This window comes from Veillonella sp. CHU740, from assembly GCF_003992055.1.
GTDB lineage: Bacteria > Bacillota > Negativicutes > Veillonellales > Veillonellaceae > F0422.
In genome coordinates this window covers 25189-43555 of the sequence record NZ_RQVD01000005.1, presented here as the reverse complement: position 1 = coordinate 43555, position 18367 = coordinate 25189, and the positions used below count along the sequence as shown (strand labels likewise).

The following is an 18367-nucleotide window of genomic DNA, read 5'->3' as shown; positions in this document are numbered from 1 at the left end:
CTATCCTATATACTTTAAGAGAGAATGTGTATAAGAAAGGTGGATTGATATGGTACGGGTATTATTATATAAATTGGCATCTATGGTAGGTGTATTATTGGCGGTCACATTGGGAACGTTTCTCTTAATGCAAATGTCTTCTGTAGATCCAGTGTCGGCACGGTTTTATCTGCAAGGTATGACGCCAGATCCCGCTTTAGTGGAACAAATTCGACAAGAGTTAGGCCTTAATGATCCATGGTATATACAATATGGTCGTTGGTTGTGGCAAATGTTACATGGAGATTTTGGGCAGTCTATCTTCCTGAATGTACCCGTTGTAGATTTGTTGCAAAGTGCTTTACCAAGGACCTTATCCTTGGTGGCGGTTTCCATTGGTTTAGGCAGTATCCTATCGATAGGTTTAGGAGGACTGGCAGCGCATTATAAAGATACTTGGATCGATTATGTGGTGCGTATAGTATCCTTTCTAGCATTGGCAGTACCAGCATTTTGGGTAGGATTGTTGTTATTATATGCGCTAGCTGTGAAGATTCCTATTTTCTCTGTGACAAATACGAAGGGGTTAAGTGCTTACGTGTTGCCGAGTATTACCTTGGCGATTTGGTTTTGTGGCTTATATATTCGTCGTGTTCGCAATGCAGTGGTGCAAGCGTATGCATCGTTGCCGGTGATAGGAGCAAAAACGATGGGTATACGTACCGTATATATCTATCGTGATTACATTATTCCTCAAGTGCGCCTTGTGCTGTTATCCATGTTAGGGATTACGACCGGGGCTATGTTGGGCGGTTCTGCAGTGATTGAAACGGTATTTTCTGTCAAAGGGATGGGCCAACTCATGGTGCATGGTATTATTAGTCGTGATTATGTTGTGATTCAAAGTTATATCGTATGGATTTCTCTAGTCTATGTGGTGGTCAATACATCGGTGGATATATGGATGTACTTACTTCATCCTGAAAGAAGATATGGAGGGCGCCCATGATTCGTATATGGAAACAAGATAAGGTGCTCTTAGGGGCTATTTTACTGACTATACTTTGGATAGGACTCTTTCTATTTGGTTCTCACTTAGCTCCCTTTGACCCTAATGAGACAAATTTAGGGGCTAGATTACAAGATATAAGTGCAACGCATTTATTAGGCACGGACCAATTGGGGCGTGATGTACTTTCACGGATATTATGGGGCGGACAAGATTCGTTGTTCATAGCCATATCCATCATTGCCATTAGCAGTATCATTGGCATTTGTATCGGTGGTTTGCTAAGTATGAGCCCTTGGTATATTGATGAATTGGGATCACGTTGCATCGATATGGTACTAGGGTTCCCTAGCATGATCGTGGCCATTGCCTGCATCGGTATATTGGGGCCGTCTGTGGAAAATATTATTATTTCACTGTGTCTAACTCATTGGGCAGAATACGCAAAGATTACGCGGAATTTGGTGAATTTGGAAAAACAAGCACAATATGTGGTTGTAGCACGTATGTCTGGGGCGTCCTTGTGGCGCATTATCCGTCGCTACATGATTCCCAATCTTCGAGGAACTCTATTGTTGGTCATCATTCAACATATGGGGGACACGATTATTACGGTGGCAAGCTTTTCCTTGATCGGCATTGGCGTACAACCGCCTACACCAGAATGGGGTGCTATCTTGCTGAATGCTCGAGATTTCTTGCAAACAGCGCCTTGGCTGTTGATCTATCCAGGGTTAGCAATTTTTATCACTGTTGTGTTATTAAATTACATTAGTGATGCCTTACAAGATGGTAGGCATGTGTAAAGGGCGAAATAATAGCCCCAATTTGATTCTTATGTAATGACAAAGGATAGTACCATTGACTAATACAGATTTAGTAAGCGTAGATAATTTATCCGTCTTTTACGATGGAGTAGAGGTCGTGAAAGAGGTATCTTTCACGTTAAAACAGAATGAAATCTTTGCCATCATTGGTGAAAGTGGGTCCGGAAAATCTACTGTAGCGAAAGCTTTTTTAGGTTTGTTAGAACAAGCAGACCTAACGGGAGCCATCCACTATGGGGGAGATAACTTGCTCACTTATGGACCTAAGGAATGGCAAGATGTACGTGGTGTACATATAGCCATGATTTATCAAAATCCAGGTAATTATTTAAACCCATTCAAACGCATTGGAGAGCAGATGAAAGTAATCTTAGCCTCCCATGGAAAGGCCTACGATGAAGGCGATATTTTGAACCTCCTAGAGGCTGTTTCCTTACCACGAGGAAAGGCATTACTTGAGTCCTATCCATTTCAATTGAGTGGGGGCATGCAACAACGTGTGGCCATCGTTATGAGTTTACTCATACATCCACAACTACTGATTGCAGATGAACCGACTAGCGCTCTTGATGTATTGGTGCAACAGGATATTGTGAAAGTCCTAGAAGAGGTGCAACAGCGGTTGCAGAATACGTTGCTGTTTATCACACACAATATTCAGATAGCCCGTAGATTGGCGGATCGGGTGGGCATTATGCATGAAGGTGTGTTAGTGGAAATCGGCAAGACAGAGGAGGTCTTATCGAATCCGCAACATGAATATACGAAATTACTTTTACAGTCCTTGCAGGAGGTGAAAGTATGATACTAGAAGTTCAAGGCGTCAGTAAACTATATACCCGCAAAGGTGAAACGGTGACAGCACTGCAAGATGTGAGTTTGTCCGTGCAAGAACGAGAGCGCATCGGTATTGCCGGTGGCAGTGGATCTGGTAAAAGTACCTTATTGCGATTGCTGTCCTTGCAAGAAGAGCCAACTTCGGGGAACCTTTCTTTGTTTGGAAAATCTACCACTCAATGGAAAGGAAATGAAAGAGAACTTTATCGTTCCTTGCAAGTGATGTTCCAAAACTCCTTTTACAGCATTAGCCCTCGTATGGCATTAGGAGAATTTATGCTAGAGCCTTGCGTGAATTTTGGGATAGGCACAAAACAAGAGGCGAAAGAGCGCTGTGAATGGTGGCTTTCAAAGGTAGGATTAGATACATCGGTGTGGAAGAAATACCGCCATGAATTGAGCGGAGGCCAGTTACAGCGATTGGCTTTAGCCCGCATGATGGCAGTCGGCGCTGAGCTTGTCTTATTTGATGAGCCGACGAGTGCCCTCGATGTGTGCAATCAAGCGCGGGTTATCGAACTGATTCAAAACGTTTACGAAGAGCAACCGTTTACCTATGTGTTCGTCAGCCATGACCTAGGCGTTTTACAAGCGCTTACCGATCGGATTATTGTGATGAAAGACGGTGCTATCGTCGAGACCTTGGCATCAAAAGACTTGGGATTGGCAACGCATCCGTATACAAAACAATTATTGGCAGCTAGCCGTGGGTAAATGGCTGTGACCATGACATAAAAAAGACCGCAATAGTTTCTCAGTGGAGAAAGTGTTGCGGTTTTTTTGTGTTGTATGGCTTTAACCCAATTGCATCTACATAAAATTTGCCTTAGTGATAGGGTGAATCGTAAGAATCCTTACAGGAAGTGAATGTAAATGTTGGGGTTAGTAATAGCATGAATTATAAAAAAATAGTATAATTGTATTTTAGAATATACGATACAAGTGATATAGAAGATGATAGGGAGGAACGAATGAAAGAAATCAAAGATGTGTCGAAACTGAGTTATACCCATGTACAGGGTGGTCAGTTTCGTTGGATAACGGTGAGTACTATCATGCTAGCGTTGGGAACGATTTTGCATGCAGTATCGCCAAGTGTGGCAGGGGTCACGCCAAACTGGACCATTGCTACGTATTGCGTGGCGATTAACTTAACGCGCCCAACCCTTCGACAAAGTTTAGGCATTGGTTTGGTAGCAGCCTTGATTAATGTATTCACGTCAAAATCGGCATTGCCATATGGCAACCTTGTGAGTGAACCATTGGGAGCTTTCACATGTGCTGTATTGGTGCATTATATGTGCAATTTAAAAATTGGTAAGCTCAATTTGATGCCAATTCTAAGTGCTTTTGTTAGTACCGTTGCCTCTGGTGGGGCTTTCATCACATGCTTATATTTAATCTTAGGTTTGCCTAGCAATGTATACTGGAATGCGATGTGGCCATTGGTATTGATGGTAGCCCTTTGTAATGCTGTTGTAGCGCCGTTCTTGTACATTCCAGCGCAAAAATTGTTAGCTCGTCAAACAGCAAAGGGGCAGCAATTGACAGATAGCAGTGACCATAGTGATTTGCGCATTGTACCTTCTGTAAAAGCGCCTATCGTCATTGAGCATATGAGTTTTCGCTATGGCAATCAAAGCGAATATGCTGTGAAAGATATTAACTTAGTGGTACATGAAGGTGATTTCCTAGTTGTGACAGGACCAGCCGGATGTGGTAAATCTACTATCTGTATGGCTATGGCGGGGGCAGTGCCTAAATTCTATGGTGGCACCATGGAAGGGATGGTATTCATCAATGGTAAAGCGGTGACACAATTAGAGATTCCAGATGTGGCAGATGATATTGGCATTGTCTTGGCTGACTATGATACACAATTAGTGACCATGACGGTGGCAGAAGAAGTAGCCTTTGCCCTCGAAAATCGTGGCTATACAGCGGAAGCTATCCAAGAACGTACGGCTATCGTATTGGATCAAGTGGGATTAACAGGTTTAGAAGATCGTAATGTATATAGCTTGTCTGGCGGACAACGTCAACGGTTAGCGATTGCTTCAGTGTTAGCTGTCAACCCATCTATTTTGGTCTTAGATGAACCTACTAGCTCTTTAGATCCAGAAGGCACAGAAGAGTTGTATCGCTTAGTGGGGTCCTTGAATCGTGACCATGGTATTACAGTGGTGGTTATCGACCACGATTTACATGCCGTATTACCATATGCAAATCGTATGGTATTAGTCGATGGTGGAACATTGAAAATTGATAGTTCTGTAGAAGACGTATTGTCATATATGTATGATACAAATACATACGTAGATGCATTACCATCTTTATTTGTGACCTATAAATCTTTAGCAGCGAAAGAAATTGCCTTAGACACACCTTGGTTATCCTTAACATCTACTCAGTCTAGTCTTATGAAAGGAGAACGCTAATATGTTAACAGTTGAAAATTTGCGCTTTTCCTATGTACCAGGACAAGACATTATGAAAGATGTGACTTTCACCATAGGAGATGGAGAGTTCATCACATTAGGTGGCCGTAATGGTTGTGGTAAAACCACAGTGACTCGTTTATTAGTTGGATTGGAAACACCTGCAGAAGGTAAGATTTCCTATGATGGGAAAGATATTACGAATATGCCTACCTCTGAAAGAGGACGTTTTATCGGCTATGTATTCCAACAACCAGATCGTCAAATGTTCCGTCAAACTGTGGCAGAAGAAGTAGCATTTGGACCAGAACAATTAGGATATGATAAAGAAACTGTACGAAGTATTGTAAAAGATGCGTTAGACCGAGTAGGCATTTCCCATTTAGCAGAATCCTATCCATTAGGCTTACGCCGCGGAGAAAAGCAACGGGTAGCTATCGCTTCCGCCTTGGCGATGCAATCGAAATTGTTGATTCTTGATGAGCCTACGAGCGGTCAAGATGGAACAGAAACAAAAGGATTGTTGGCATTGTTACAAGAGTTGCAACAACAAGGATTGACCATACTATTAATTACACATGACATGGAAATTATGGCAGAATATTCCACCCGCGTGATCATTATGGGGTATGGAACAAAAGCCTTTGATGGTTCACCAGAAGAGCTATTTACAACCCGTGAAGATTTATTGGAACTGGGATTGACGAAACCACCGAGCGTGGTGCTTAGTGAAACAGTACCAGGCCTAGGGTATTGTAAATCGATGAAAGAATTTGAATTGCGTTATGCAGAGTATGTGAAAGGTTAGGAGGAGACCGATGACATTTGTACCATTAACAAAAATTTGGGCTACTATCTTCGTGTCCATCTTAGCGATTGCTATGAAAACTCCAGAATTACTCTTAGCATTATTCGGTGTAGAGTTGCTATTGATGCTTATCGGTGGCATTCTATTCCGTCAATGGAAAGCTTTATTTGCTTTGATCGGATTTTCTGCCTTTTTAGGTATCGTACAGTATTTGGGTAGCTGGTCTATGGATTCTGCGATTGTGACAGCATTGCGCATGTTGACGATGACTACGATTTTTATGATGCTCATTGTAACTACAAAAACACAGGATTTGACAGTGGCTCTTGTACAACAATGCCGCATCCCGTATGCCTATGCGTTTATGTTTACAGCGGCCCTACGCTTTGTTCCAGACTTTTTACGTGAAAGTAAAGCCGTGCAAGAAGCACAAGCGTGTCGAGGTATGTCTTTGGAGGGCAACTGGATTACTAAAATTAAATCCTATATGACAGTTATCCAGCCATTGATGCTGAAATCTTTAGGAAGATCTGAAACAATGGCGTTGTCCTTGGAGCTTAGAGGATTTGGAAATCAACAACATACATTTATGCGCAAAGTGAGCCTTCGTGAAATAGATTATTTGGCGTTCTTTGTTATGTTGGGAGTGACGTATCTCGTAATTCGTCACTTGTAATGCTATGTAGCCTGTGGCATTCTTAATTAAATCAAGCAAAGGGAAGAGAACGACATATTCCTCCACAAACTGATCCTACGGTAGGGTCGTTACTTATTATGTTATGTAGCCTGTAGCGTTTGTAACTAAATAGAGCAAGGGAAGACCGCAACATACTCCTTCTCAAACTGATCCTATGGTAGGTTTGTTCAGGAGCATGTTGCGGTCTTTTGCGTTTGCGTAATTTAGGTAGTTACGGAACACCACAAGGCTACTACTCGTAACTGCGTTCCTCAGGATGGGGTGGTGGTATCGTTTGCAAACTTGCACTTTGCTTAGTTTGCTTCGAAAGTATCGAATTTACTTTGGTGGAGTACAGCTTATTAAGAATAATTTTCAAAATTTATTCTGAGGTACTTGAAATGGATATACCTGTTAGTGCTATAATAGAATGAGGTAAGTTCGTGCAGGGGTTGAAAGGAGAACTCATGGATTATAAAGTGGCAGCTTCTTTTTGGACAGAGAAGGATACAACTGCAAGAAAGATGGACCCACGTGAATTGCATGTTGAGATTGTTGACTTTTTGAAAGCACATCATACTTGTGCGTTAGCGACACATAGTGAAACAGGTGTACGTTGCACTCCTTTATCGTATACTGTACATGGTGGATACATTGATATTTTTTCTGAAGGTGGTGAGAAGTTCTTTCACTTAGAAGAGGATAAAAATGTATCACTTACTGTGTTTGATCCTTATGAGGGTCCAGGTACGGCAAAAAGTGTTCAGATTCAAGGTGTGGCAACTGTGCTAGGTCCTGATGATGAAGACTATGCGAAAGTGCTACACGAGATTGGTATGGAAAAATTATTAGAACGTAATGATGCATTGTACTTGATCCGTGTAAAATCGAATACGATTGTTTACTTGAATGGTTCTTTGCGAGAACGTGGCTATTTTATTCGCCAAGTCTTAGCGAGATAAGGTAGATTCGTTTTGCACATCTGCTCCAAGTATGATACAATAAGTAAAGACCGCCGTTAGAGGTTTCATCTAACGGTGGTTTTTATTTTAGAAATGGAGACAACTAATGAATATACAACGTATCTTGCTAAGTGCTGTCTTAGGGGCCACGTTAGTGGTGACCGCTGCTTGTGGGACTGATGCAGCTGAGCAAGCAAAATCAGATGTGACGAAAGATGTAAAGGTAGAAGCTAAGATGCCAAAGTTTGATGCTACACCAATTGCTGATGAGTATGCTGTTTTGCATACGAATAAAGGTGATATCAAAGTACGCCTATTTGGTAGCAAAGCTCCTATTACAGTGAAAAATTTTAAAAGCTTAATTGAACAAGGGTATTATAATAACTTAACCTTTCACCGTGTCATCGATGGATTTATGATCCAAGGGGGAGACAATAAAAAAGGGGGACCAGGGTACAACATACCGGATGAAGTGAGTAATGATTTGCACTTTAATAAAATGGGCGTGCTAGCCATGGCAAATGCTGGTCCTAATACGGGAAATGCACAGTTTTTTATTACCGTAGCTCCTACACCGTGGTTGGATAATAAGCATACGATCTTCGGTACTGTAGTACAAGGGATGGATGTAGTAGAGGCGATTAGCCGAGTGCCAAGAGATAAACGTGATGCTCCGAAAGAACCTGTGGTGATCCAATCTGTTGAACTAGCCCCTATTCCAGCTGGTGAGTAAGATGGATGAAAAATTTTACACCTATATGGTTCGGTGTGCAGATGGCTCTCTTTATACAGGATGGACGACGGATTTAGAGAAGCGGATACGAGCTCATAATGGCGAAATTAAAGGCGGTGCGAAATATACGAGAGGCCGACGACCAGTGACACTAGTGTGGAGTACGGCTTTTACAAGAAAGCAAGATGCCCAGTCTATGGAGCAGCATGTGAAACGCATGGAACGGTCTCAAAAAGACGCCCTCATTGCAGCAAATTGTGATATAATTAAATGATACAAATAATGTGTATACGAGAGGAGGTATGCTAATGAAACGAGTGATTGTGTCTGTGAAGAGTACGCAACGTGATGCGGATGGAGAAGATACGGTGGTGGAATTAGTATCCTCTGGTAAGTATTATGAAACGGTGCTAGCCAAGCATATTATCTATGATGAAAGTGAAGTGACTGGGTTAGGTAATACGAAAACGACGATTAAGGTGTATAAAGATTCTGTAGTTCTTTTACGGACCGGAGAGTTTTCTATGCGCCATGAATACCAATTAGGCAAGACGAATGTGGCGAGTCTAGAAACACCATATGGTGCCGTTGAGTTAGCGATGTTAACACATGAATTAGAAATAGACTTAGAAGATGGCGAGGGCCATGTTCTGTTAGGATATGATATATCAGTTGGTGGGGAGTGGCAATTCTATAACCAATTGTATGTAGAGATTCGGGAGGATATACATTATGGACATGAAAGAAGTTTTGAAAGCAGCCATTAAGGATGCTTTACAGATAGCATTGGAACAAGGCGAATTACCTGAAGGAATCTATCCAGAGGCACAATTAGAAGTACCACCACAAAAAGAGTTCGGTGATTTTTCTACGAATATTGCGATGCAATCTGCTAGAGTGGCAAAATCCAATCCACGTGCGATTGCTGACATCATCATTTCTCATATGAAGTATGATTGGTTAGAACGTGCAGAAGTGGCAGGAGCGGGATTTATCAATTTCTTCTTAGCTTCTGATGTGATTTATGATACTTTAAAAAATATCTTAACGACTGGTGAATCGTATGGTAATGCGCCACTTCGTGAAGAAGATACAGTGCAAATTGAGTATGTCAGTGCGAACCCAACAGGTTTGTTGCACGTAGGTCATGGCCGTGGTGCTGCTTACGGTAGTGCTTTGGTGAATTTGATGCGTGCCGCAGGATATAATGTATTTGCTGAGTACTATATCAATGATGCAGGTAAACAAATCGATAATTTAGCGGCCTCTGTAAATGCTCGTTATTTAGAGTTATTAGATATGAAACACGAGTTCCCAGAGTCTGGCTATCGTGGACAAGATATCATTGATACAGCGCAAGAATTGATCAATTGGAGAGGTGACTTCTTCGCTGCATTGCCAGAAGAAGAGCGTGTTCCATTCTTTAAAGAATTTGCCTTAACAGAAAAATTAAATGGTTTACGTAAAACATTGCGTAATTTCCGAGTAGGCTTTGATCGTTGGTTTAGCGAACGCAGCTTGCATAAAAGCGGTGAAATTCGCACATTAGTGAATCAGTTATTAGAATCTGGTGGAATGTATGAAAAAGATGGCGCTTACTGGTTGGCATCTATGCAATATGGCGATGACAAAGACCGTGTGGTTATCCGTGACAATGGAGAGCCTACATACTTAGCGGCAGATATTGCGTACCACAAAGATAAATACGAACGTGGTTATAAACAATTAATCAACATTTGGGGTGCTGATCATCATGGTTATATTGCCCGTGTAAAAGCAGCTATGGAAGCACTTGGCTTCAATCCAGATAAATTAGAAGTTCTGTTGTTACAAATGGTATTCTTATACCGTGATGGAGAACTTGTAAAAATGTCTAAACGTACTGGTGAAACGATTACGTTGGATGAATTGATTGAAGACGTAGGGGTAGATGCAGCAAGATACTTCTTCTTGATGCGTTCCTTAGATAGCCAATTGGACTTCGATATCAACTTGGCATCTTCTAAATCTAACGACAATCCAGTGTACTACATCCAGTATGCACATGCTCGTATTCATAGTATTTTTGGGCAAGTAAAAGAAGCGGGTATTGCCTATGGTGACTGGGCAAATACATCTTTCACAGCATTACAAAGCGAACAAGAAGTGGAATTGATTAAAAAATTAGCAGCCTATCCAGAAGAAATTCAGTTATCTGCTAATAATAAAGCTCCACATCGTATAGCGAAGTACTTGTACGATCTAGCAAGTCTATTCCATTCTTTCTATAAACAAGGTCGTATCATGGGCGTTGATTCAGAATTGCAACAAGCGCGCTTAGGCTTGATTACAGCAACGGCACATGTATTACAACATGGTCTTGGTATCTTAGGTATTTCCGCTCCTGAAAAAATGTAATCAGAAGCATATAATTATTAGGGAGGCATCATGTCAACAAAGTATATTTTCGTAACAGGTGGCGTCGTATCATCATTAGGTAAAGGCATTACTGCAGCATCCTTGGGACGTTTGTTGAAAAACCGTGGATATAAGGTGACAATTCAAAAATTTGACCCATATATCAATATTGACCCAGGTACAATGAGTCCCTATCAACATGGTGAAGTGTTCGTTACTGACGACGGTGCAGAAACTGACTTAGATTTAGGCCACTATGAACGTTTCATCGACATTAACTTAGGTAAAACATCCAATATTACTGCTGGTAAAGTGTATTGGTCTGTCATCAATAAAGAACGTAAAGGTGAATATCTTGGATCTACTGTGCAAGTTATCCCTCACATTACGAATGAAATCAAAAATGCTGTATTCCGCGTAGGTAAAGAAGATAATGCAGACGTGGTGATCACAGAAATCGGTGGTACTGTTGGGGATATTGAAAGCTTGCCATTTTTGGAAGCTATCCGCCAAGTGAAAAAAGAAGTGAACCGTGATGATGTGCTATATATCCACGTTACTTTAGTACCATATATCAGTGCAGCTGGTGAGTTGAAAACAAAACCAACACAACACAGTGTAAAAGAACTTCGTGGTATTGGCATTCAACCAGATATTATCGTATGCCGTACGGAAAAAGAAATTTCTCGTGACATGAAAGATAAGTTGGCATTATTCTGTGACGTGGATCCAGATGCTATCGTGGAAAACCGTACTTGCAGTACTATCTATGAAGTGCCTTTGATGATGCAAGATGAAGGATTGGATAGCATTGTGGTGCGTAAATTGAACCTAGAAGACCGTCCTGTAGACATGACAGAATGGAAAGAAATGGTCCATAAAATCTTACATCCTAAACAAGAAATTACTATCGCTCTCGTTGGTAAATACGTAGCATTACATGATGCGTATATTTCTGTAGCAGAAGCATTGGGCCATGCAGGTATCGTAGAAGATACAAAAGTGAACATTAAATGGGTTGACTCTGAAGCAGTAGAAGCAGAAGGTACAGACCTAGCGGAAGTATATAAAGATGTGGACGGTATCTTGGTACCAGGTGGTTTCGGTTGCCGTGGTGTAGAAGGTAAAATTTCTACGATCCAATATGCTCGTGAGCACAAAGTGCCGTTCCTTGGCATTTGCTTGGGCATGCAAACATCTGTGATGGAATTTGCTCGTTCCGTATTGGATATGAATGGCGCTACTTCTACAGAATTTGATGAAAGCTGCCAGTTCCCTGTGATCGACTTAATGGATGATCAAGTAGATGTGGACGAAAAAGGCGGTACAATGCGTCTTGGCGTATACCCATGTAAAACAGTACCTGGTACAAAAGTACATGAAGCATATGGCGAAGACTTGATTTACGAACGCCATCGTCATCGTTGGGAGTTCAACAATGCCTATCGTCAACAATTGACAGATGCAGGTTTGATTATCTCTGGCACATCCCCTGATAATCGTCTAGTAGAATGCGTTGAAGTAGCTGATCACCCTTGGTTCGTGGGGGTACAATTCCATCCAGAATTGAAATCCCGTCCAAACAATGCACATCCATTGTTCAAAGGATTCGTGAAAGCGGCCATTGAAAATAAAAAATAAGATATAGTGGGTATGTAACATAGAAAGGACTGCAACAGAATATAATAGATTCTGGGTGCAGTCCTTTTGTATGAATAGATGACGATGATCTTGTTGAAATATACGATGTATATAACTTGATTATAGAACTAGTGACAATATATATCTTAGAAGATTTTTATAAAAATGATGAATATTAGAGGCGTCTGTATATTTTGTGCTAGAAGGTGGTGATGGTATGGTATTGCAAAATAAGTTGGGAATCACTAACTCTGTAGAACTTGCTAGAGAGGAAGAGCGGATTAGTAAGAAGAAAGCTTTAGATCTGTTTGATACTACTGTATTAGAGAAGTATCCTATAGGTTCTTTTGCGCAATTAGCTGCGATACACAGATATTTATTTGAAGGTATCTATGACTTTGCAGGAAAAGTTAGGTCTGTAAATATAGCAAAAGGTAATTTCAGATTTGCGCCTGTTATGTATTTACAGGCTGCTCTTGAAAGTATAGAGAACATGCCACAGTCTACATTTGATGAAATTATTGAAAAATATGTGGAGATGAACGTAGCACATCCTTTCAGAGAAGGCAATGGAAGAAGTGCGAGAATCTGGCTAGACCTAATACTGAAACAAGAACTACATCTCGTTGTAGATTGGAGTTTAGTAGATAAAGACGATTATTTACTAGCTATGGAACGAAGCCCTATTAAAGATATTGAAATCAAGTATCTCTTAAAAAGTGCCTTAACGGATCGGATAGATGATAGAACGGTATATATGAAGGGCATTGACCATAGTTATTACTATGAAGGATATACTGAGTATAAAGCGGAAGAATTGTAAGATATAGTAGAATCTATTTGTATTGTGTATATATAAAAATAAAAAACACATGAGTCTATTGACAAGCGACTCGAAATACTATAGAATAGTCTTCAGTTATATAAAGTAAATGCGATGAACAGGTATAAAGATATAGTTAGTTGCTTTCAGAGAGCTACTGGTTGGTGCGAAGTAGTAGAACGGTTATATTGAAACTCCCCTGTGAGCAGCGATGGTGAAACCAAGTAGTCATCGACGGTAGTTCCGTTATAACTGTGAGAACCAACTAGGGTGGGACCGTGTTATTGAAATGATAATGCCCCTTGATGTGCATGGCACATTGAGGGGCTTTTTTGTATCATAGGTTAATCAGTGAAGTTCTTACATTTTACGATGAGATCTGTATTAGGTATACAGTACAAGTAGACTCTATTAGAATGTTCTGATAGTTGTAAGCATAGTTTACTAGCAGGAGAATATGCAGTTGGTTGTGAACGAACCGCTACAAAAGATAGAGAAAAATCTGTGATGTAGTACTACTAGAACTATAGTATGTAAAATGTAAAAACCTCTATGAAACCAATACGTTACATATAACGCCCCTAGGGATGCATTGTCATCTCTGGGGGCGTTTTTCTATTCTCTGAAAGCAATTTCAGCGTCACGTACTCAAAACCACCATAGGAATGATTTTATCAAAGGTGAGATATGGAGGCCACATATTCAGTTTTCTTAGAATCATTCGTTAGAATAGAAACATGAACAGATATAGATTAATCAGAAAGAGGAACAATCATGGACAACAGAATTTATTTTTTTGATACTACACTTCGCGATGGGGAGCAAACTCCAGGTGTTTCCCTTCAAACACCAGAAAAAGTAGAAATTGCACAAGCTCTTGTGCGCCTTGGATTAGATGTCATCGAAGCTGGGTTCCCAGCTGCATCGGAAGGTGACTTTGAAGCAGTAGCTACGATTGCTAGAGAAGTGCGTGGATGTACTATCGCAGCCCTTGCTCGATCCAATGAGAATGATGTGACAAAAGCGGCAGAAGCACTTGCAGGAGCAGAGCGCAGTCGTCTACATGTGTTTATCGCTACTAGCGATATTCATCTAGAATATAAATTGAAAAAAACTCGTGAAGAAGTGTTAGAGATTGTGAAACATATCCTTGAGTTTGCGAAAGGTAAATTCGATGAAATCGAGTTCTCCGCAGAAGATGCATCTCGTACAGATCTAGATTATCTATGCCGTGTCTTTGAAGTGGCTATCGAAGGTGGAGCTTCTATCTTGAATGTACCAGATACAGTAGGGTACATGACGCCAGAAGAATTTGGCAATCGTATTCGCTACATCAAAGAGCATACGAAAGGCATTGAAAAGGCAATCATCAGTGTACATTGTCACAATGACTTAGGTCTTGCGAATGCGAACACGTTGGCAGCTATTGAAGCTGGGGCTCGTCAAGTGGAATGTACTATGAATGGTTTAGGCGAACGAGCTGGTAATGTGGCGATTGAAGAAGTCGTGATGACCATCAAAACTCGTCATGACCACTATCCATTCGATGTTCATATCGATACACCTTTGTTTACACGTACTAGCAAATTGGTGAGCAAACTTTGTGGTGTTGCCGTATCTCCTAATAAAGCCATCGTAGGTGCTAATGCCTTCGCGCATGAGTCTGGCATTCATCAACATGGTATGTTGAACAATCCAACTACCTATGAAATTATGACACCGGCTAGTGTAGGGGCAGAAAAAACGTCCATCGTACTGGGTAAACATTCTGGACGTCATGCCTTTGAAGATCATCTAGTGAATCTAGGCTTTCAGTTAGAAGAAGAACGAGTGAATGAGTTGTTCGTGCAATTTAAAGCCTTAGCAGATAAGAAAAAACAAGTTTACGATGAAGATATTTATGCCTTGGTGATGGATACTATGCATCACGAGCAGGCATTCCACGTAGTACAACACGATTACCATTCCGATCAAAATGGATACGTTCTTGCTAGCATTCGTGTATTAACACCGAGTGGGGAACGCATGGACGCCGCTGTCGGTGATGGCCCAGTAGATGCTTCTTTCAGAGCCATCGAACGATTAGTGAATACACCATTTGTGTTGGAAGATTTCCAAATTCGGTCCGTAACAGTGGGTAAGGATGCCCTTGGTGAGGCGGTTGTAAAAGTCAATTATAATGGCCGCAGATTCCAAGGCCGTGGGGTGAGCACAGATATTGTAAAATCTAGTGTAAATGCTTATATTAATGCAGTAAACGCTATTTATTTAGCAAAAGAGTTAGAACAAGAGTTTGGAAACCAGGAGGGTTAATGTCATGGGTATGACCATAACAGAAAAAAATATGGCTCGTCACGCAGGGCTAGCAGAAGTAAAAGCAGGTCAAATGATCGAGTGTCAATTAGATTTCATTTTGATGAACGATATTACATTTCCGCCAGCGAAAAAAGAGTTTGAAAAAATCGGTAAACCTGTATTCGATGCAGACCGCATCTACTTAGTACCGGATCATTTCACACCGAATAAGGATATTAAATCTGCTACGCAAGCCAAAGTGATGCGCGATTTCGTACGACAACATAAGATTACGCACTATTTTGAAGTAGGCCGTATGGGCATTGAGCACGTATTGTTGCCAGAACAAGGTTTGATTGGACCAGGGGAAATGATCATTGGCGCGGACTCTCACACTTGTACCTATGGTGCGTTGAATGCCTTTGCTACAGGAGTTGGTTCTACAGATGCTGGGGTTGCTATGGCAGAAGGTAAAACTTGGTTCAAAGTGCCAGAAACGATCAAAGTTGTGTTAGAAGGAAAACCAGCGAAATGGATTTCTGGTAAAGATATTGTGTTGGACTTAATCGGTAAAATTGGTGTGGATGGCGCTCGTTACAAAGCTCTTGAGTTCCATGGTTCTGGTGTGCAATATATGACAATGGCAGACCGTTTGACCATCTGTAACATGGCTATCGAAGCGGGCGGTAAATGTGGTGTATTCCCATACGATGCAGTGACAGAGGAGTATATCCAAGGTCGCATTACACGTCCTATTGAACCGATTGCAGCAGACGAAGATGCAGAATATTGCCAAGTAGTGACCATCCAATTAGACGAATTAACACCAGTAGTGGCGTATCCACATCTTCCTTCCAATACGCATTACATGAAAGATATTGTGAAAGAAGACCGCATTCAAATCGACCAAGTTATCATCGGTTCTTGTACGAATGGACGCTTTGAAGATTTAGAAATGTGTGCAGAAATTTTTAAAGGTCGCAAGGTAGCGGACTTCGTGCGTTGTATCGTGATCCCAGGGTCCCAAGATGTATATAACCAAGCTGTGAAAGCAGGCTTAATGGATATCTTCATCGAAGCAGGCTGTGCTGTAAGTACGCCAACATGTGGTCCTTGCTTAGGTGGTTACATGGGAATTATGGCAGAAGGAGAACGCACGGTTTCCACCACAAACCGTAATTTCCGTGGTCGTATGGGACACGTGGACAGCGAAGTATATTTAGCAAGCCCATATGTGGCAGCAGCAAGTGCAGTAGCAGGGTATTTAGCAAGCCCTGAGGAGGTATAATATGGCAGACTTTCAAGGAACGATTTGGCGTTACGGCGACAATGTAGATACAGATGTAATCATCCCAGCACGCTACTTGGCCATAGCGGATATGGCGGAACTAGCAGGACATGCTATGGAAGACATTGATACTACATTTGCACCGAATGTGAAAGCTGGTGAAATTATGGTGGCTGGCAAAAACTTTGGTTGTGGTTCCTCTCGTGAACATGCGCCAGCAGTGATTAAAGAAAAAGGCATTTCTTGCATCGTAGCAGATAGCTTTGCTCGCATTTTTTTCCGTAATGCTATCAATATCGGTTTGCCTGTGATCGAAATTGGTGAGGCGGTGGACCGTATTCAAGAAGGTCACGAAATCGCTGTGGAAATGGCCACAGGTGTTGTCCATAATATGACGACTGGTGAAACATATCAAGGTACCGCCTTACCACAATTTGTGCAAAATATTGCCAAAGCAGGTGGACTTGTAAACTTTGCGAAAACAAGACAGGAGTAATATGATGAGTGAGAAACAAATTGTCCTAATTGCTGGTGATGGCATTGGGGAAGAAATAACAAATTCGGCGCGTACTGTGGTGGACGCAGCCTTTGCCAAAGCAGGTGTAACAGCCAACTGGATTGAGAAAAAAGCTGGTGGCGCAGCCATCGATTCCTTCGGTGAACCATTGCCACAAGATACTATCGATGCATGCCAAGCAGCAGATGCTGTATTATTAGGTGCTGTAGGCGGCCCTAAATGGGATGATGTAGATCCGTCCATCCGTCCTGAAAAAGCCATCCTTGGTTTGCGTAAAGCATTGGGCTTGTTCTGTAATTTGCGCCCAGTGAAAATCTATCCAGCATTGCGGGAGTTCTCTCCGTTGAAACCAGAATTGGTAGAAAACGTTGACTTCGTCATCGTTCGTGAATTAACGGGCGGTATCTACTTTGGGGAACGGGAAGAAGCGCAAGGAGAAGGTCCTGAAGAGTTTGCTTGGGACAAAGAGACATACGTTCGTTATGAAGTGGAACGCATCATGGACGTAGCTGTGGAAACAGCACGTAAACGTTCTGGCAAAGTGGTGAGCGTAGATAAAGCTAATGTATTGGCGTCTTCTCGTTTATGGCGTAAAATTGCGAAAGAAAAAGCAGAAGCGAACCCAGATATCAACATGGATCACTATTATGTAGATAATACAGCCATGCAACTCGTGACGAATCCGGGTCAATTTGATGTACTAGTGACAACAAATTTATTTGGAGATATTTTGAGCGATGAAGGAGCTGTTATCTCTGGCTCTCTTGGCTTATTGCCATCCGCCTCCATTGGTACAGGTACTTCCTTGTATGAACCAATCCATGGATCGGCACCAGACATTGCTGGACAAGGCATTGCCAATCCACTAGGAACGATTTTGTCTGCTGCCATGATGTGTCGTTACTCTTTGGACTTACCAGAGGTAGCAGACTCCATCGAACAAGCAGTAACAGCCGTCCTTGATGCGGGCTATCGCACAGGTGATATGTACCGCGAAGGATTCACAAAAGTGAATACCCAAGGCATGACTGATGCTGTTATAGCGCACTTAGGGTAAGCTTTCGCAGTATATAAGGTGTAAAAATCGCGACACACTCCTTCACAAACTGTTACTATCGTTAGGTTTGCTCCGGAGTA

Annotated in this window: 18 protein-coding genes and 1 other annotated feature; all 18 genes read left to right on the top strand. The window is 41.6% G+C overall.

All coding sequences use genetic code 11. From position 1 onward, the window contains the following. Window positions 1-49: 49 nt before the first annotated feature. The 18 genes from EO115_RS04195 (at window position 50) to leuB (ending at window position 18287) form a co-directional block, all read left to right on the top strand. Window positions 50-988 (top strand): ABC transporter permease, encoded by a 939-nt coding sequence (locus EO115_RS04195; RefSeq protein WP_126937737.1) that lies wholly within the window; start codon window positions 50-52, stop codon window positions 986-988. After that, window positions 985-1794 carry an ABC transporter permease gene (locus EO115_RS04190; RefSeq protein WP_126937736.1) on the top strand — a complete coding sequence of 270 codons (810 nt, stop codon included), beginning with the start codon at window positions 985-987 and terminating at the stop codon, window positions 1792-1794. Before EO115_RS04195 ends, EO115_RS04190 begins: the two co-directional genes overlap by 4 nt. Before the next feature lie 55 nt (window positions 1795-1849). Beyond that, window positions 1850-2620: an ABC transporter ATP-binding protein gene (locus EO115_RS04185; RefSeq protein ID WP_126937735.1), complete on the top strand. Its 771-nt coding sequence runs from the start codon at window positions 1850-1852 to the stop codon at window positions 2618-2620. Further along, complete coding sequence (locus tag EO115_RS04180) at window positions 2620-3366, top strand: ABC transporter ATP-binding protein (RefSeq protein WP_164724051.1); 747 nt, start codon at window positions 2620-2622, stop codon at window positions 3364-3366. Before EO115_RS04185 ends, EO115_RS04180 begins: the two co-directional genes overlap by 1 nt. Before the next feature lie 257 nt (window positions 3367-3623). Beyond that, window positions 3624-5090 carry an energy-coupling factor ABC transporter ATP-binding protein gene (locus EO115_RS04175; RefSeq protein ID WP_126937733.1) on the top strand — a complete coding sequence of 489 codons (1467 nt, stop codon included), beginning with the start codon at window positions 3624-3626 and terminating at the stop codon, window positions 5088-5090. Between the two features lies 1 nt (window position 5091). Next, window positions 5092-5898, top strand: coding sequence for an energy-coupling factor ABC transporter ATP-binding protein (locus tag EO115_RS04170; protein WP_126937732.1), 807 nt, complete (start codon window positions 5092-5094; stop codon window positions 5896-5898). Between the two features lie 10 nt (window positions 5899-5908). Further along, window positions 5909-6574, top strand: coding sequence for an energy-coupling factor transporter transmembrane protein EcfT (locus EO115_RS04165; RefSeq protein ID WP_126937731.1), 666 nt, complete (start codon window positions 5909-5911; stop codon window positions 6572-6574). Between the two features lie 467 nt (window positions 6575-7041). Beyond that, a complete protein-coding gene (locus EO115_RS04160) occupies window positions 7042-7536 on the top strand; it encodes a pyridoxamine 5'-phosphate oxidase family protein (protein WP_126937730.1) in 495 nt (164 codons plus the stop codon). A 106-nt stretch (window positions 7537-7642) separates the two neighbouring features. Continuing rightward, window positions 7643-8269: a peptidylprolyl isomerase gene (locus EO115_RS04155; protein WP_126937729.1), complete on the top strand. Its 627-nt coding sequence runs from the start codon at window positions 7643-7645 to the stop codon at window positions 8267-8269. 1 nt (window position 8270) lies between these two features. Further along, entirely contained in the window at window positions 8271-8543 is a 273-nt protein-coding gene (locus EO115_RS04150) for a GIY-YIG nuclease family protein (protein ID WP_126937728.1), read from the top strand. A gap of 34 nt (window positions 8544-8577) precedes the next feature. Next, window positions 8578-9036 (top strand): DUF1934 domain-containing protein, encoded by a 459-nt coding sequence (locus EO115_RS04145; protein WP_126937727.1) that lies wholly within the window; start codon window positions 8578-8580, stop codon window positions 9034-9036. Beyond that, window positions 9002-10666, top strand: coding sequence for an arginine--tRNA ligase (gene argS, locus EO115_RS04140; protein WP_126937726.1), 1665 nt, complete (start codon window positions 9002-9004; stop codon window positions 10664-10666). The genes EO115_RS04145 and argS overlap by 35 nt, the downstream gene beginning before the upstream one ends. Before the next feature lie 30 nt (window positions 10667-10696). After that, window positions 10697-12307, top strand: a complete 1611-nt coding sequence (locus tag EO115_RS04135; protein WP_126937725.1) for a CTP synthase — start codon at window positions 10697-10699, stop codon at window positions 12305-12307. A 217-nt stretch (window positions 12308-12524) separates the two neighbouring features. After that, on the top strand, window positions 12525-13130 hold the full coding sequence (fic, locus tag EO115_RS04130; protein WP_126937724.1) for a protein adenylyltransferase Fic: 606 nt from the start codon (window positions 12525-12527) through the stop codon (window positions 13128-13130). A 105-nt stretch (window positions 13131-13235) separates the two neighbouring features. Continuing rightward, window positions 13236-13436: a binding site (T-box leader), on the top strand. Window positions 13437-13904: 468 nt separating this feature from the next. Beyond that, the gene (locus tag EO115_RS04125) at window positions 13905-15443 is read left to right on the top strand and encodes a 2-isopropylmalate synthase (protein WP_126937723.1); all 1539 of its coding nucleotides are present in this window, start codon (window positions 13905-13907) and stop codon (window positions 15441-15443) included. Between the two features lie 4 nt (window positions 15444-15447). Continuing rightward, window positions 15448-16713, top strand: coding sequence for a 3-isopropylmalate dehydratase large subunit (gene leuC / locus EO115_RS04120; protein ID WP_126937722.1), 1266 nt, complete (start codon window positions 15448-15450; stop codon window positions 16711-16713). Window position 16714: 1 nt separating this feature from the next. Beyond that, window positions 16715-17209, top strand: a complete 495-nt coding sequence (locus EO115_RS04115; protein ID WP_126937721.1) for a 3-isopropylmalate dehydratase small subunit — start codon at window positions 16715-16717, stop codon at window positions 17207-17209. Window positions 17210-17213: 4 nt separating this feature from the next. Then, window positions 17214-18287, top strand: a complete 1074-nt coding sequence (gene leuB / locus EO115_RS04110; RefSeq protein ID WP_126937802.1) for a 3-isopropylmalate dehydrogenase — start codon at window positions 17214-17216, stop codon at window positions 18285-18287. Window positions 18288-18367 lie beyond the last annotated feature (80 nt).

Bases quoted from the DNA above. Each gene is read 5' to 3' on its own strand.
- EO115_RS04195 (WP_126937737.1), top strand. From the start codon at position 50: ATGGTACGGGTATTATTATATAAATTGGCATCTATGGTAGGTGTATTA.
- EO115_RS04190 (WP_126937736.1), top strand. From the start codon at position 985: ATGATTCGTATATGGAAACAAGATAAGGTGCTCTTAGGGGCTATTTTA.
- EO115_RS04175 (WP_126937733.1), top strand. From the start codon at position 3,624: ATGAAAGAAATCAAAGATGTGTCGAAACTGAGTTATACCCATGTACAG.
- EO115_RS04170 (WP_126937732.1), top strand. From the start codon at position 5,092: ATGTTAACAGTTGAAAATTTGCGCTTTTCCTATGTACCAGGACAAGAC.
- EO115_RS04165 (WP_126937731.1), top strand. From the start codon at position 5,909: ATGACATTTGTACCATTAACAAAAATTTGGGCTACTATCTTCGTGTCC.
- EO115_RS04160 (WP_126937730.1), top strand. From the start codon at position 7,042: ATGGATTATAAAGTGGCAGCTTCTTTTTGGACAGAGAAGGATACAACT.
- EO115_RS04155 (WP_126937729.1), top strand. From the start codon at position 7,643: ATGAATATACAACGTATCTTGCTAAGTGCTGTCTTAGGGGCCACGTTA.
- EO115_RS04150 (WP_126937728.1), top strand. From the start codon at position 8,271: ATGGATGAAAAATTTTACACCTATATGGTTCGGTGTGCAGATGGCTCT.
- EO115_RS04145 (WP_126937727.1), top strand. From the start codon at position 8,578: ATGAAACGAGTGATTGTGTCTGTGAAGAGTACGCAACGTGATGCGGAT.
- argS (WP_126937726.1), top strand. From the start codon at position 9,002: ATGGACATGAAAGAAGTTTTGAAAGCAGCCATTAAGGATGCTTTACAG.
- EO115_RS04135 (WP_126937725.1), top strand. From the start codon at position 10,697: ATGTCAACAAAGTATATTTTCGTAACAGGTGGCGTCGTATCATCATTA.
- fic (WP_126937724.1), top strand. From the start codon at position 12,525: ATGGTATTGCAAAATAAGTTGGGAATCACTAACTCTGTAGAACTTGCT.
- EO115_RS04125 (WP_126937723.1), top strand. From the start codon at position 13,905: ATGGACAACAGAATTTATTTTTTTGATACTACACTTCGCGATGGGGAG.
- leuC (WP_126937722.1), top strand. From the start codon at position 15,448: ATGGGTATGACCATAACAGAAAAAAATATGGCTCGTCACGCAGGGCTA.
- EO115_RS04115 (WP_126937721.1), top strand. From the start codon at position 16,715: ATGGCAGACTTTCAAGGAACGATTTGGCGTTACGGCGACAATGTAGAT.
- leuB (WP_126937802.1), top strand. From the start codon at position 17,214: ATGAGTGAGAAACAAATTGTCCTAATTGCTGGTGATGGCATTGGGGAA.